Below are 14,434 nucleotides of genomic sequence, written 5' to 3' on the forward strand. Positions count from 1 at the left end.
ATGGGATCGAGGCTGAGGAATGCCGCAACTACTTCACCGCCGCAGGATATGGATTCATCTGAACCGCCGTTGCTCTAATTGGTCAGCTTTGGCAGTCCCTCGCAGAATTTCCACAAAGTACGCGTTCCCACCGACGACGAACTGTACGACTTTGTGGACGGGCTGAGGATTCTCCGGAGTTTCAGGGCTTGGGACGAACGTAGAGGCACCCCAGTCAGTATCCTGCTCTATCTCTCTGGGATCTCTGGGAGGACCTAAGAGGAGTGCGCCGATGACTAGGCCAATTCCACCTATTTGTGCACCGGCGACGGTACCACCGGCGATGAATCCTGGGATGCCCGTAGCTTCACCAAGTATGGTGAAAAACGCCAATCCTGCGAACGCTCCAGCAAATTCATCCTCATAATCACCAGGACCTGACTGTGCAGTTCCCCCTGATGTGCTTCCACCAGATGTACCGCTCGGTGGCGAACTGGTTGAAGCAGGCGCGGTGGTAGAACCTGAACCCCAGGAGCCCGAACTGCCTCCTCCAGTGGTACTAGCCGTTCCGTCGCCTCCAACAGTTGTACTTGTACTTGTTTGACTCTGTGTTCCTGGAGAGACGACATAGCCGCCATTGCCTACAGGACACAAAGAAATTGCTTTGCCGTGAGATTCCCACCAGTCAAGCCATGCTGATAACGAGTCCTGCGCCATCGTATTGCCCCTTAAATAAAACGTTTCTTAGTAACACTTTCTTTTGAGGGAAAAACTATCCATGCAGGTAGGAATATTAAGATTAAAACCCTTTAAAATATTGATTTATAGCGATAAGTTTTAATCTACCCATAAGATATGCAACCCCTGGTGCTTTGTCTCAGAAACGGCTCGCTGGCTGGAACTCAGTGCTTCGCTTACGCGACCATTCCCCCAGCTGTCGCGACACGCCCCCGCATCTCTCCCAGATGCTCCAGCAAAACCTTCGCACTCGGCAACCCGGCGACAGTGGCGAGGCGTTTGAGGATGACCGGCGGTACCCTTTCGGCATCGAATGTGCCTTCAATGGTCAGGCGCTGCCATTGGAAGATGTCGTTGAAGAGGCGGTGGGCTTCGGTGAGTGTCCTAGCGTCATCTGCAGGGAGCAGACCGAGCGACTGCGCCTCGGCGAAGGTGGCCTCGGTCGAAAGGCCGGCCAGCGACGGATGCTTGTGCGCATGGGCTAGCACCAGACCCTGCGCGATGAAGTCGAGATCCGTCAGGCCGCCGCGGGCGAGCTTCATGTCCCAAGGATCGCTGTCGCCCTTTTCCTGCGCGATCAGCTCGCGCATGGTGCGCACCTCCTTGAAGACGTGTTTCGGATCGCGCTTGGTGGTGAGGATGTCCTTCACGGCTTGCGAGACTTCAGCGCCGAAAGTCTCGTCACCCGCGAGCACGCGGGCGCGGGTGAGGGCCATGTGCTCCCACAAATCAGCTTCAGTCTTCTGGTAGCTGACGAAGCCCTTGAACTGCGAGGCGACAGGGCCCTTTCCGCCCTGGGGGCGCAGGCGCAGATCCACTTCGTAGAGCAGTCCACGTCGTGTCGGCACCGTGAGCGCCGAGACGAGCCGCTGCGTGAGGCGGGTGTAATAGACGACCGCATCGAGGCTGCGCGGGCCGGTGCTCTCGCGCTGGTTCTCGTCGAAATCGTAGATCACCACGAGGTCGAGATCGGAGCCTGCCGTCAGCTCTCGGCTGCCGAGGCGCCCGAGGCCGAGGATCCCAATCCTTGAGCCCGGCACGCTACCATGCTCAGCCTCGAAGGCGCGGCGCACCTCGTCGAAGGAAGCACGGATGACGGCGCGCGCAATGGCCGCGTAGGCCTCGCCCGTCTGTGTGGGAGAGATGACGCCGGAGAGCAGGCGCGCGCTTGTGACGAAGCGCATCTGCCGCGCGGCATCGCGCGCACGATCGAGAAAATCCTCGAAGTCGCGCGGCGGCCCGATGAGCTGACGCACCTGGGCTTCGATGGTCTCGTCGTCGGTGGTGGGCGTGCCGAAGGCGGGGTCGATGAGCGCATCGAGCACGTGGGGCGATTGGGCCACCGTATCGGCCAAGCGCGGCGCGGTGCCGAGCAGATCGGCGAAGAGGAGCCGCAGGCGGTCGTGGGATTGCAGGATGGTGAGGAGTTCGACGGCAGCCGGCATGCGGCCGAAAGCGCGGTCGAGGGCAGCCAGCGCTCCATCGGGATCGGCCGTGCCGCCGAGCGCCGCAAGCAGCGCCGGCGTGAGTTCGGTCAGCACCTCGCGGGCGCGGGCGCTCTGGATCGCGGGACGGCGGCCGAAATGCCAGCCACGCACGGTCTCAGCCACACGCTCGGGCTCGTGGAAGCCCATGCGCTGGAGGGTAGCCAACGTATCAGGATCGTCGTCCGAACCGGTGAAGACGAGGCTGCCCACATCGGAGGCGAGCTCCGGCCCTTCCTCGAACAGAAGCGCATAATGCCCCTGCACGATCTTCGCTTGCTCCGTGAGGGCTTTCGAGAAGGCTTTCAGGTTGGGATAGCCGCAGAACTTGGCGAAGCGCTTGAGCTGCTCCTCGTCGGACGGCAGACGCTGCGTCTGCTCGTCGGCCACCATCTGCAGCCGGTGCTCGATGGTGCGCAGGAAGCGGTAGGCGTCCGAGAGTTCGTGGCGCGCATGGGCGGTGATCCAGCCCTCGTCATGAAGCGCTTTGAGCATGTCGAGGGTACGGCGCCCGCGCAAACCGGGACGCCGACCGCCGAACACAAGCTGCTGCGTCTGCACGAAGAACTCGATCTCGCGGATACCGCCGCGCCCGAGTTTGATGTCGTGGCCGGCCACCGCGATCTGGTCATGACCACGCACCGCGTGGATCTGCCGCTTCATGGCGTGCACGTCGGCGATGGACGCGAAGTCGAAATACTTGCGCCAGATGAAGGGGCGCAGCTCCTTCAGGAAGTCTTCGCCAAGCGTCAGGTCCCCTGCGATGGGCCGCGCCTTGATGAAAGCCGCGCGCTCCCAGTTCTGCCCCACCGTTTCGTAATAGACATAAGCCGAGGACAGCGACACAGCCGTCGGCGTCGAGCCCGGATCGGGGCGCAGGCGATAATCGACCCGATGCACATAGCCGTCGGCCGTGCGCTCCTGCAGCAGCTTGGCGAGTTGCTGGGCGATGCGGGTGTAGACAGTCGCCGCCTCGGATGGATCGCGCAGAACTTGCGTTTCCGGATCGAAGAAGATCACGAGGTCGATGTCGCTCGAGTAGTTGAGCTCCCCTGCCCCGTGCTTGCCCAGCGCCAGCACGGTGAAGCCGGAGCCCTCGCCCGGGTTGTCCGGATTCACGAGATTGACCCGCCCGAGATCCGCCATCTCGGTGAGCACGAGATTGACGCCACCGGCAACAGACGCGTCGGCAAAATCCGAGAGCGCCTGCGTCACCTCTTCCGTACTCCAGAGGCCACCGATATCGGCCATGGCGACGAGGAGCGCGTGAGCGTTACGGTTCTGCCGAAAGGCCTGCACGGCACCGTCGCGGGTGATCGCGCCGGAGCGCAATTCACGAAAAAGGCCCGACTGATTGTCGATGATGGCGCGATGCGCCTCCTCCGGAGAGGAGAAGGCGAGCCTCGCCATGCGCGCGGGATCGTTGACGGTCAGCTGCCAGAGGAAAGGAGAATGATCAGCGAGCCCAAGCAGGAGTTCGCAGAAAAGTCCTTCGCTCAGATGCTCCAACAGGCCGGCGGCCTCAGGCTCGCCGCGCGCCCGATCGATGAAATCCTTCAACTGCGCCTTGGCGCGCTTCTGATCGGCCACAAGGGGAGCTTGGGACAAACGGCTGAGGAGGGTGTCTTTCACATCCGGCACGGCGCGCTCTTCGGGTTTTCCAAGATGACCCGAGTGTTCATGCCGGGCATCCGGAGGCAACCGAAAAGTGCCCCGGGGCTCTTATCCTTCAGGCTTAAGCGGCCGTCTGGAGGCTTGGCTGCGGCAGTTCCACGGCCTTGAGCGGTAGGGCCAGCACGACCCTCAGGCCCGGCTCATTGTCTTCGAGCCTGAGCGCGCCGCCATGGAGACGCGCCACCGCCGCGGCAAGGCTCAAGCCTAGCCCGAAGCCGGGACGGGACCGGGCCGTTTCCAGGCGAACGAAGCGCTCCAGCACCCGGCCCCGCTCCGCCTCCGGAATGCCCGGACCCCGGTCGGCCACCGCGATCCGCACCTCGCCATCGCGACGATGGGCCGACACGCTGATCGTCTTGCTGGGAGCGTCGGACGAGGCGCCGTATTTGAGTGCATTGTCGAGGAGGTTCGACATGGCCTGCCCGAGAAGCTCGCGGCTGCCGTGAACGGGCAGATCGTCATCGACCGACACCTCAAGGTCCACACCGGCCTCCTCGGCCAAGGCGTCGTAGAGCTCGGCCACGCCGCGCACCGCCTCGGCCGCGTCGAAGTCCGCAAGACCTTCGCGGGCGCTGCCGGCTTCAAGCCGCGCGATCATGAGCAGCGCGTTGAAGATGCGGATGAGGTTGTCGCTCTCGTCGATGGTGGCTTCCAGGGCCGTCTTCAGCTCGTCGGGGGTCCTGGCCGTGCGCAGGGCCTCGTCGGCCTTGTTGCGCAGGCGCGTCAGTGGTGTCTTTAGGTCGTGGGCGATGTTGTCCGAAACCTCCTGCATGCCGCGCATCAGCTCGCCGATCCGATCGAGCATGGCATTGAGGTTCTCCGCAAGCCGGTCGAGTTCGTCGCCGGTTCCCGCCACCTTCAGCCGGCCGCCGAGATCACCCGCCATGATGTGGCGCGTGATGTCCGTCATGTCGTCGACACGCTTGAGCACCCTCCTGGTGATGAACCATCCGCCCAGGCAGCCGAGGACGCCGATGAACAGGAGCGAATAGCCGAAGGCGCGTTGGATGATGTCGCGCAGGCGCCGGCGTTCCTCGATGTCGCGCCCCACGAGAAGCCTGAACCCACCGGGCAGAAGATACACGCGAACGATGGCCACATCGGGCCGCGTCTCCGTTTCGTCGGTGCGGTTGTAGAGCGTTTCGAACTGGCCTGTCCGGCCAAGCACATCGGGAGGCAGAGCGCCCACATTGCCGGCGACGCGTTCGCCCGTCTCGGTTGTGACGAGATAGATCAAGGCGCCCGGTGCCCGCGAGCGGCGCTCGACACTCGTGACGAGGCGGCGCAGCCCTCCGAACCTGTACAGGTTGGACAAGCTGTCGATCTCGCCCTCGATAGTGGAGACGAACTGCTCCGTGAGCAGCCGCTGGGCGTTCCAGGCCACATAGCCGAGGCCCACGAAAGCGAAGATCGTGAAGATGAGCAGATAGGCGAAAGACAGCTTGAAGGCTGTCGTGCGGACGAGCTTGCCGATGGCGCTCATGAAGACGCTCATGACCGCATCCTCACTCGTCCCCCTCCTCGGTACCGACACGGACCATATAGCCCGCACCGCGGATGGTGTGGATGAGCGGCTTGTCGAAACCCTTGTCGATCTTGGCGCGCAGGCGCGACACGTGAACGTCGATCACGTTGGTCTGGGGATCGAAGTGATAGTCCCATACATGTTCCAGCAGCATGGTGCGGGTGACCACCTGGTTGGCATTCTTCATCAGGTATTCGAGCAGCCGGAACTCGCGCGGCTGCAGCACAATCTCCTGGCCTGACCGCGTCACGCGATGGGACAGGCGGTCGAGTTCGAGATCGGCGATGCGGTAGACCGTCGGCTCCGCATGGGGCGCCGAGGCGCGGCGGCGCGAGAGAACCTCGACGCGGGCGAGAAGTTCGGAGAAGGCGTAAGGTTTCGGCAGGTAATCGTCGCCGCCCGCGCGCAGGCCCTTCACCCGGTCGTCCACTTGGCCCAGCGCCGAGAGGATGAGAACGGGCGTCTCCACCTTCTGCTCGCGGAGCGAGCGGATCAGGGAGAGGCCGTCGAGCTTGGGCAGCATGCGGTCGACCACGAGCACCTCGTAATCGCCGGCTTCCGCCATGGCGTAGCCGTCGAGGCCATCCGCGGCATGGTCCGCCACGTGGCCTGCTTCCCGGAACGCCTTGACCAGATAGGAGGCTGCCTCCCGGTCGTCCTCGATAATTAGAATCCGCATCGGCCTGCACGCCACACAAGAAAAAGCCCGTCGGCGGACCGGCCCTGGAGGGGAAAGACCGGTCCGCCGCGGGCAGAAGACACCAGGTGTCGGGGGCAATCAACTCAGAAAGCCTGGTGCCTATGCTTTATCCGAGGGCTATCAGACGCCCTTCGGCTGGCTCGCGACCTCGAGGGTCACGTTCCGCTCCTTGCCGTCACGCCAGAGCGTGAGCGACAGGCTCTTGCCCGGGGCGACATTGGCCACCTTGCGGGAGAGGTCCTTGGCTTCGTTGATCGGCTGCCCGTCGACGGCGACGATCGTATCGCCCGTCTTGACGCCGGCCTTGGCGGCAGGACCATCCTTCATGGCCTCGGCCACGAGGGCGCCCTTGGGCTCCTTCAGGCCAATGGCTTCGGCGATCTCCTTGGTTACCGGCTGCATCTGCACGCCGATGAAGCCGCGGGTCACGGAGCCGTTCTCCTTGAGTGATGCGACCACGGTCTCGACCGTGCTCGCCGGGATGGCAAACGCAATACCCACATTGCCGCCCGACGGCGAGAAGATCGCCGTGTTCACGCCCACCACCTCGCCTGCGAGGTTGAAGGTCGGGCCGCCCGAGTTGCCCCGGTTCACCGAAGCGTCGATCTGGATGAAGTCGTCGTAGGGGCCTGCGCCGATGTCGCGGTGCTGGGCCGACACGATACCGGCCGTCACCGTGCCGCCGAGACCGAACGGGTTGCCGATGGCCACCACCCAGTCGCCGATGCGGGCCTTCTGGCCTGCCAGGCGGACATAGGGGAAGTCGCTGCCCTCGACCTTCAGCAGGGCAAGATCGGTCTTCGGGTCGGTGCCGACCACCTTGGCGTCCAGGGTCTTGCCGTCGTCCATGGTGATCTCGACTTCGGAACCCTTGTCGACCACGTGGTTGTTGGTCACGATGTAGCCGTCAGCGGAGACGAAGAAGCCCGAACCCATGGACTGGCCAAACCGGCGGGGCTGCTCGCGGCGCTGGCCGCGATCGCCACGGTCACCGCGCTCGCCCTCGCGGAACTGGCGGAAGAAGCGCTCCATCGGATGGCCCGGAGGCAGGTCCGGCGCCGAGAAGCGCGGGCCGTCCTCGTCGTCACGGTCGGCCACGTTCTGCACCTTGACCTTCACGGAAACCACGGCGGGCTTCACGCGCTCGATCACGTCGGCAAAGGACGGGACATTCTGAACCGGCTGAGCCATGGAGCGCAGCTCGGCATGGGCGGCATTGGGGGCAACAAGACCGCTCTCGACGGCGCCGCCTGCGATCAACGCAGCCACGGCCGCTGCGCCGAGCCATGTCGCGGTGCGCTTGCGGGCGGGAGTGGAAACCTTGTCCAACATCTCTTGTCTCTCCTGGATGAACCCTTGTCGGTTCGTCATGGGAGCAAGATGGGGTGTAGCGCCTTACGGTACCCTCACCCCAAGATGAAATGTTGGTAAGGTTCGTCGACAGGCGGACCGAGCCGTCTCTTACTTGCTCCTGCGGGACGAGCGCCTGAGCTGCTTGAGGCCGGATTTCCTCGATTTAAAGGTTCTGGGCGAGGCTGTTTTCAATTTTCTTCGGTCGACACGTTCGGCAGTCTTTGCCGCCTCGCTCCAGACCGCGCTGGTAGCGGGTGCCCTCCTTGGCGGGAGCGGGGTGTCCTTGCGAGCGACGAAAGCACGGCTCATGCACTGACTCACATGAGCAGCACGCCGCTCCACAATCCGCCGGAAGCTGTCGACACCGATCTTCCCCTTCGGGGCAATTGCAAGCCTGGCCTCCTGACGGCAGGCCTCGCGCTTGGCGACGAGATTTTCGTCTGCTCGTGTAGCGAAAGGGAGAACGAGAAGGACAAAACTCAATCCAAAGGCCGCTGCTTTCACGACCGTCCCTTTCGCAGGAAATATCAGGAGATTGAGAGCCCGATATCACCAGCTCGGCGGTTTGGCCCAGTGACAAATTTGTATGTTTACTTAAAAAAGCGAAGCCACTTCCAACTGAGGAATAATGCCCCAATTTGAGCGGACTAATATCCCACAAACAAGGAAAATTTCACGCCCCAGCGTGATCTGAACGAGGCCAGGCGTGCTTGATGGCTCAAGCGCTCTGATCGCGCTTGAGCAGATTCTCCAGCGCCGTCCGCTCCTCGTCATCGAGGCTTGCGCTGGCAGGTTGTGGGCGACGCCTCAAGGCAGCATAGGCGCCGATGCCGCCGAGGATCAGGATCAGAGCCGGCGTCAGCCACAGCAGCAGGGTGTGAGAGCCGAAGGTGGGTTTCAGCAGCACGAACTCGCCGTAGCGCTGGACGAGGAAGTTCTCCACCTGATCGTCCGTGTCGCCGGCCACGAGGCGCTCGCGCACGAGGAGGCGCAGGTCCTTGGCGAGTTGCGCGTCGGAATCGTCGATGGACTGGTTCTGGCAGACGAGGCAGCGCAGGCCTGCCGAGATCTCGCGGGCACGCCTTTCCAGGGCCGGATCCTTCAGCACCTCGCCCGGCTGCACGGCAAAGGCGGAGGCGCTGAAGAGAAGGGCCGCGATGAGAGCGAGGACGACGCGCATGGCCTACTCCGCAGGAACCGCATGAGGCGGCATGGTCTTGGCGGGAACCGGAGCGCCGATGCGCAAGCGCCGATCAGTCAAGGATATCCCGCCGCCGATCGCCATCACAAGGGAGCCGATCCAGATCAGCAGGACGAGCGGCTTGTGGTAGAGCCTGACGCCGACGGATCCGTCCGGCTGCGCGTCGCCGATGCTGGCATAAACCTGACCGAGGCCAACGGTCAGGATTCCGGCCTCGGTGGTCGGCATGCCGCGCGTGAGGTAGAGGCGCTTCATGGTCTCGACGGTGCCAACCTCCCGGCCGGAACCGAACACGGTCAGGAGGGCCGCTTCCTCGCGGTAATTGGCCTCGACACGCGGAATGACGCGTTCGAGCCTCACCTCGTAATCGCCGCCCTTCAGGCGCTCGCCAGGCTTCAAGCTGCCGATGGCCTCGACGCCCCAAGCGGTTGCGGCAATGCCGATCACCGTGAGGCCGACGCCCGCATGGGCAATGGACGTGCCCCACGCGGAGCGCGGCAGGCCTCGCGCTTTTCGCCAGGCAACGGCCAGAGGCGTGCCCTTCGACCAGGAGCGGGTGACGATCTCGTTGATCGAGCCGAGCACCAGATAAAGCCCAAGCCCGACACCAAGAGGCGCCGCCACCGGGCCGCCATAGGTGAAGGCGAACATCACGATGGTGGCGAGGAGCGAGATGCCGAAAACCGCATAAAGCCGCTGGGCCGTGCCGAGGAAGTTGCCGCGCTTCCAGGCGAGCGTCTGCCCGAGGGGCAAGAGCAGCAGGAGCGGCACGATCAGCGGCAGGAAGGTGAAGTTGAAGAACGGCGCACCGACAGAGATCTTCTCGCCCGTGAGCACCTCAAGCGCCAGCGGGTAGAGCGTGCCGATGAACACGGTAGCGCAGGCGGTGGCGAGGAACAGGTTGTTGACCACGAGCGCGCCCTCGCGGGAAACCGGCGCGAACAGGCCGCCCTGCTTGAGCATCGGCGCGCGCCAGGCGAAGAGCGCGAGCGAGCCGCCGATGAACAGGATGAGAATGCCGAGAATGAAGGTGCCGCGCTCCGGGTCCACCGCGAAGGAATGGACGGAGGTGAGCACGCCGGAGCGCACCAGGAAGGTGCCGAGCAGAGAGAGCGAGAAGGTCAGGATCGCGAGCAGGATCGTCCACACCTTCAGGGCATCGCGCTTTTCCATCACCACGGTGGAATGCATGAGCGCCGTGCCGGCAAGCCACGGCATGAGCGAGGCGTTCTCCACCGGATCCCAGAACCACCAGCCGCCCCAGCCGAGTTCGTAGTAGGCCCAGTAGGACCCCATGGCGATGCCGAGCGTCAGGAACGCCCAGGCGCCGAGCGTCCAGGGCCGTACGATCCTGGCCCAGACCGCATCGATGCGCCCGTCGATGAGCGCCGCGCAGGCGAAGGCGAAGGAGATCGAGAAGCCCACATAACCGATGTAGAGAAGCGGCGGGTGGATCGCGAGACCGGGATCCTGAAGCAGCGGGTTGAGATCCTGTCCCTCAACCGCTGCCGGGACGACGCGCGTGAAGGGGTTGGACGTGGTGAGAATGAAGAGCAGGAACGCGATGGTGACGGCGGCCTGCACGGCCAGCGTATTCGCCTGCAGCCGCATGGGGACGCTGTTGCGCGACAGTGCCACGACGGCGCCGAACAGGGCGAGGATCAGCACCCAGAGCAGCATGGAGCCCTCATGGTTCCCCCACACGCCCGAGATCTTGTAGATCAGGGGCTTTGCCGAGTGCGAGTTCTGGACGACGTTCAGTACAGAGAAGTCGGAATTCAGGTACGCGAAGGTCAGGGCGAGAAACGAGAACGCGATGCAGGCGAAGACCGCCAGCGCGCTTGTCGGCGCCACGGCCATCAGCACGGGATCGTTGGCGCGCGCACCCCAGAGCGGCACGAGGAACTGGATCAGCGACAGGCCCAGGGCAAGCGCGAGTGCGAAATGTCCGGCCTCGACCAACACGAGGGTTCTCCCTTACTACTGCGTTTTGGGCGCGGCGTTGGCCTCGCCCTGCCAGTGGCCCTGTTTCTTCAGCGCATCGGCCACCTCACGTGGCATATAGTTCTCGTCGTGCTTGGCGAGAACCGAGTCGGCGCGGAAAGCGCTTGGGCTCTCCAGAATGCCCTCGGCCACGATCCCCTGCCCTTCGCGGAACAGGTCGGGCAGCAGCCCCTTGTAGTTCACCTTGATCACGGCCTCGGCATCCATGACCTCGAAGGTGATCTGCTGGTCGGCGCCTCGGTGCACGGAGCCCTCTTTCACCAGACCGCCGAGGCGGATGCGCGTACCGGGCTGCACGCTCTTCGCCTGGATGTCCGCCGGCGAGTTGAAGAACACGATCGTGTCGTTCATGGCATAGAGCACAAGCCCGAGTGCGACCGCGAGGACGCATCCGGCAACTCCGATGAGGGTCAGGCGGCGCTGTTTTCTCGTCATGGCTGAGCGTCGGTGAGTTTCAGTTCCTGGGCCATCGAGTCGATGGTCTTCAAGGCCTCGGCATCCTGCGCCAGGGCCTCCCGGGCGCGCTTGGCCGCATCGGTGGCCTTCTCGCGCTGGCCCAGCACGGCATAGGAGCGCATCAGCCGTGCCCATTCCTCGGCCGTGCCGCCCTGGGTTTCGAGACGGCTCGCCAGTCCCGTCACCATGCCGGCGACGGCCTCGGGGCCGATCTGCGCAGCCGCAGCTGCCTCGGGTTGAGGCGAGCCGAGCGCTGCCAGTTCCTGCTTCACCGGATCGACCCACGGCGCATCGGCCGGCGAGGAAGCGAGCAGGTTCTCGAGGATGGCCTTGGCCTTGTCGGCCTGTCCGTCCTGCACGGCCGCGCGGGCGAGATAGAACTGGGCCTTGGGCGCGCTCGGGTCGAGCTTGACCGCCTGCTCGAAGGCGGCTTGCGCCTCCGCAGAGATCAACCCGTCCTTGGCCAGCACAAGAGCCTCGCCGTAATTGGCGAGGCGAACGGCATCGGGCGCCTGATAGCGGATGGCCGATTCATAAGCCTTCACCGCATCCTCGATGCGGCCCATGCGCAGATAGACCGGAGCGATCACCTCCCAGCCGCGCCCGTCCTGCGGGTTCTTGGCGAGATGCGCCTCGATGTCGGCTACGGCGCCGAGCAGGTTCGTGCCGCCGGCCTGCTGCGGCTGCATCCGCGCGCCCGGCGGCTCGCTCAGCAATTGGGGCGAGCCATAGATTTCGTAAGTGGCGAGCGCCAGAAGCGGGATGATCGACAGGGCCAGCGTCGATGCGGCGCGGCGGCGGCGCAGAGCGGGCTCACCCACGGCAGCAAAAGCGTCTTCGGCCTGCAGACCCGTGGCCCGCAAAAGCCGGCGTCCGGCCTCGGCCTTGGCGGCTTCCGCCTCGCTCGGGAGAAGCACGCCACGGGCCAGATCCCGCTCGATCTCGGCAATCTGCTCGCGGTAGAACTGCGTATCCGGATTGGCCTGGCGCGCGACGGCATAATGGCGCGACAGCGGCCACAACACCGCCATCACGGCTGCCGCCGTCATTGCCAGGAGAATGATCCAGATCACCATAAAGTCCTATTTACTCCGTGTCCTCCTCAAGCACGACGGTGGCACGGTGTCACGCGCAAATCTCCTTAAGGGGAACTCCTGTCCCCTGGGAGTTCCAGGATGGCGCGCAGGCCGCCCATGGGCGACGCATCGAGTTGGAGCGAGCCCCGGTAGAGGGCCGCCAGATCGCTGACGATGGACAGGCCGAGGCCCGAACCCGGCTTCGTCTCGTCTAGCCGCCGGCCGCGCTTGAGCATCTCGGTTCGGGCGGCCTCGGGCAGTCCCGGCCCATCATCGTCGATGAGCAGGCGAAAGCGCGGCCGGTCGTCGTCACGGACGATCTCGGTGGATACCACGACCTTGCGCACAGCCCATTTGGCCGCGTTGTCGATGAGGTTGCCGGCCATCTCCTCCAGATCCTGCTTCTCGCCCCGGAAGCGCAGATCCGGCGGGATTGCGAGTTCCACCTCCAGATCCTTGTCGCGGTAGATCTTCGCGAAGGTGCGCGCCAAGCCGGCGATCACCGGCTCGGCCTCGGTCAGGGTTCCGAGCGTGCCCGCAAGCGCCGCCGCGCGGGCGCGGTCGAGATAGTAATTGACCTGATCGCGCATGAGCGCCGCCTGCTCGCGGATTCTGGCCGCCACATCCTCGGGGGCGTTCTCCGCCTCGTTCATGATGATGCTGAGCGGGGTCTTGAGGGCATGAGCGAGGTTGCCCACCTGGGTGCGGGCCCGCTCCAGGATCTCGCGGTTGGTGTCGAGGAGCAGGTTCAATTCGCTGGCGAGCGGAGAGATGTCGCGCGGGTACTCGCCCGCGATGCGCTCGGCCTCCCCCTGCCGGATGGCGCCGAGCGCGCTGCGCAGATTCGACAGGGGCCGGAGGCCGAAGCGGATCTGCAGCAGGGTGGTGAAGCCAAGGCCCATGCCGAGAAGCGCGAAGGTCACCGTCAGGGCGAAGATGAAGTCGCGCACGGCGATGTCGATCTCGTCGGCGGGCCCGGCGACGCGGATGATGTAACGTCCGTCCTCGCCGAGGTCGATGTCGCGTTCGATGACCCGCAGGTTGCGATCGTCCGGCGCCCGTCCGTAGCCGCGGCGGATCTGCCCGAACCGGTCGTCGCCGCTGGCCAGGTTCGGCAACTGCCCGCCGAAGAGCGATTTCGACGAGCGGATCTCGGCCGCCGCCGCGCTGGGCCGCGCCACCTGCCAGTACCAGCCCGACAGGGGCAGCTCGAATCGGGGATCGCCGATGGGGCCGAGATCCCGGTCGGGATCGCCCGGCCCGACGAGGTTGGAGGCCAGGGTGTTGGCATAGACGAGAAGCCGCTGGTCGAAGGCCCGCTCCGTGTTGTCCCGGTAGAGGGTCGACAGGATCAGCCCCGCGATCAGCAGGATCACGAAGCTCCAGAACACCGAGGAGACCGCCAGACGAACCGCGATGGGCCGGCCGGCGAACCGTTTCACGAGCGGTGACAGGCCGGTCACGTCTTGGTCTGGGCCTGGGTCGTCTGGGCCTGGGTGGCGTCGAGGAGATAGCCCAGCCCGCGGACGGTCTGGATGATGTCGACGCCGAGCTTCTTGCGAAGCCTGCCGATGAAGACCTCGATGGTGTTGGAATCCCGGTCGAAATCCTGGTCGTAGAGATGCTCGGTCAGCTCGCCCCGCGAGACGATGCGCCCCATGTGGTGCATGAGGTAGGACAGCAGCCGGTATTCGTGCGAGGTCAGCTTCACGGGGTTGCCGTCCACGGCCACGCGGCCGGAGCGGGTGTCGAGCTTCACGGGGCCGCAGGAGATTTCGCTGGTGGCATGGCCGGCGGAGCGCCGCAGCAGGGCGCGCACGCGAGCAAGCAACTCCTCCATGTGGAAGGGCTTCGTTACGTAATCGTCGGCGCCCGCATCGAAGCCCTGCACCTTGTCGCTCCAGCGGTCGCGGGCGGTCAGGATGATCACCGGGGTCTTGCGCCCCTCGCGGCGCCAGGCGGTCAGCACGGACACGCCGTCCACCTTCGGCAGGCCGAGATCGAGGATGATGGCGTCATAGGGCTCGGTGTCCCCGAGGAACTGCCCCTCCTCGCCGTCCATGGCGGTGTCCACCGCATAGCCTGCCTGTTCAAGGGCGGTCACGATCTGCTTATTGAGGGTTTTGTCGTCCTCGACAACGAGTAGGCGCACGGTTTTGGCTTCCCATAGCATCGGACCCAAAAGTGGAAGGCACTTTTGGGATCAATCCAATGCTTGATCCCTTAAGTGACGCATCGTTAGGC

Annotated in this window: 10 protein-coding genes; all 10 read right to left on the reverse strand. The window is 64.6% G+C overall.

Features of this window, described 5'->3' with window-relative positions; all coding sequences use genetic code 11:
* Nucleotides 1-893 precede the first annotated feature (893 nt).
* Complete coding sequence (locus tag IC232_RS15100; protein ID WP_190845933.1) at nucleotides 894-3,833, reverse strand: bifunctional [glutamine synthetase] adenylyltransferase/[glutamine synthetase]-adenylyl-L-tyrosine phosphorylase; 2,940 nt, start codon at nucleotides 3,831-3,833, stop codon at nucleotides 894-896.
* Between the two features lie 103 nt (nucleotides 3,834-3,936).
* Nucleotides 3,937-5,370 carry an ATP-binding protein gene (locus tag IC232_RS15105; protein ID WP_190845817.1) on the reverse strand — a complete coding sequence of 478 codons (1,434 nt, stop codon included), beginning with the start codon at nucleotides 5,368-5,370 and terminating at the stop codon, nucleotides 3,937-3,939.
* Between the two features lie 10 nt (nucleotides 5,371-5,380).
* Nucleotides 5,381-6,079 (reverse strand): response regulator transcription factor, encoded by a 699-nt coding sequence (locus tag IC232_RS15110; protein ID WP_190845818.1) that lies wholly within the window; start codon nucleotides 6,077-6,079, stop codon nucleotides 5,381-5,383.
* 141 nt (nucleotides 6,080-6,220) lie between these two features.
* A complete protein-coding gene (locus IC232_RS15115; RefSeq protein WP_190845819.1) occupies nucleotides 6,221-7,432 on the reverse strand; it encodes a trypsin-like peptidase domain-containing protein in 1,212 nt (403 codons plus the stop codon).
* Between the two features lie 739 nt (nucleotides 7,433-8,171).
* The gene (locus IC232_RS15120) at nucleotides 8,172-8,633 is read right to left on the reverse strand and encodes a cytochrome c-type biogenesis protein CcmH (protein ID WP_190845820.1); all 462 of its coding nucleotides are present in this window, start codon (nucleotides 8,631-8,633) and stop codon (nucleotides 8,172-8,174) included.
* 3 nt (nucleotides 8,634-8,636) lie between these two features.
* Entirely contained in the window at nucleotides 8,637-10,619 is a 1,983-nt protein-coding gene (locus IC232_RS15125) for a heme lyase CcmF/NrfE family subunit (protein ID WP_190845821.1), read from the reverse strand.
* A gap of 15 nt (nucleotides 10,620-10,634) precedes the next feature.
* The gene (gene ccmE, locus IC232_RS15130) at nucleotides 10,635-11,093 is read right to left on the reverse strand and encodes a cytochrome c maturation protein CcmE (RefSeq protein ID WP_190845822.1); all 459 of its coding nucleotides are present in this window, start codon (nucleotides 11,091-11,093) and stop codon (nucleotides 10,635-10,637) included.
* Nucleotides 11,090-12,190, reverse strand: a complete 1,101-nt coding sequence (ccmI, locus tag IC232_RS15135) for a c-type cytochrome biogenesis protein CcmI (protein WP_190845823.1) — start codon at nucleotides 12,188-12,190, stop codon at nucleotides 11,090-11,092. Before ccmI ends, ccmE begins: the two co-directional genes overlap by 4 nt.
* 65 nt (nucleotides 12,191-12,255) lie before the next feature.
* Entirely contained in the window at nucleotides 12,256-13,653 is a 1,398-nt protein-coding gene (locus IC232_RS15140) for a sensor histidine kinase (RefSeq protein WP_409564930.1), read from the reverse strand.
* Complete coding sequence (locus IC232_RS15145; RefSeq protein WP_190845824.1) at nucleotides 13,650-14,342, reverse strand: response regulator transcription factor; 693 nt, start codon at nucleotides 14,340-14,342, stop codon at nucleotides 13,650-13,652. The genes IC232_RS15140 and IC232_RS15145 overlap by 4 nt, the downstream gene beginning before the upstream one ends.
* Nucleotides 14,343-14,434 lie beyond the last annotated feature (92 nt).

This window comes from Microvirga sp., assembly GCF_014699075.1.
In the GTDB taxonomy this organism is placed as follows: Bacteria; Pseudomonadota; Alphaproteobacteria; order Rhizobiales; family Beijerinckiaceae; genus Microvirga.

Coding starts and splice junctions, on each gene's coding strand:
- IC232_RS15105 (WP_190845817.1), bottom strand. CDS start 5,370: ATGAGCGTCTTCATGAGCGCCATCGGCAAGCTCGTCCGCACGACAGCC.
- IC232_RS15110 (WP_190845818.1), bottom strand. CDS start 6,079: ATGCGGATTCTAATTATCGAGGACGACCGGGAGGCAGCCTCCTATCTG.
- IC232_RS15115 (WP_190845819.1), bottom strand. CDS start 7,432: ATGTTGGACAAGGTTTCCACTCCCGCCCGCAAGCGCACCGCGACATGG.
- IC232_RS15120 (WP_190845820.1), bottom strand. CDS start 8,633: ATGCGCGTCGTCCTCGCTCTCATCGCGGCCCTTCTCTTCAGCGCCTCC.
- ccmE (WP_190845822.1), bottom strand. CDS start 11,093: ATGACGAGAAAACAGCGCCGCCTGACCCTCATCGGAGTTGCCGGATGC.
- ccmI (WP_190845823.1), bottom strand. CDS start 12,190: ATGGTGATCTGGATCATTCTCCTGGCAATGACGGCGGCAGCCGTGATG.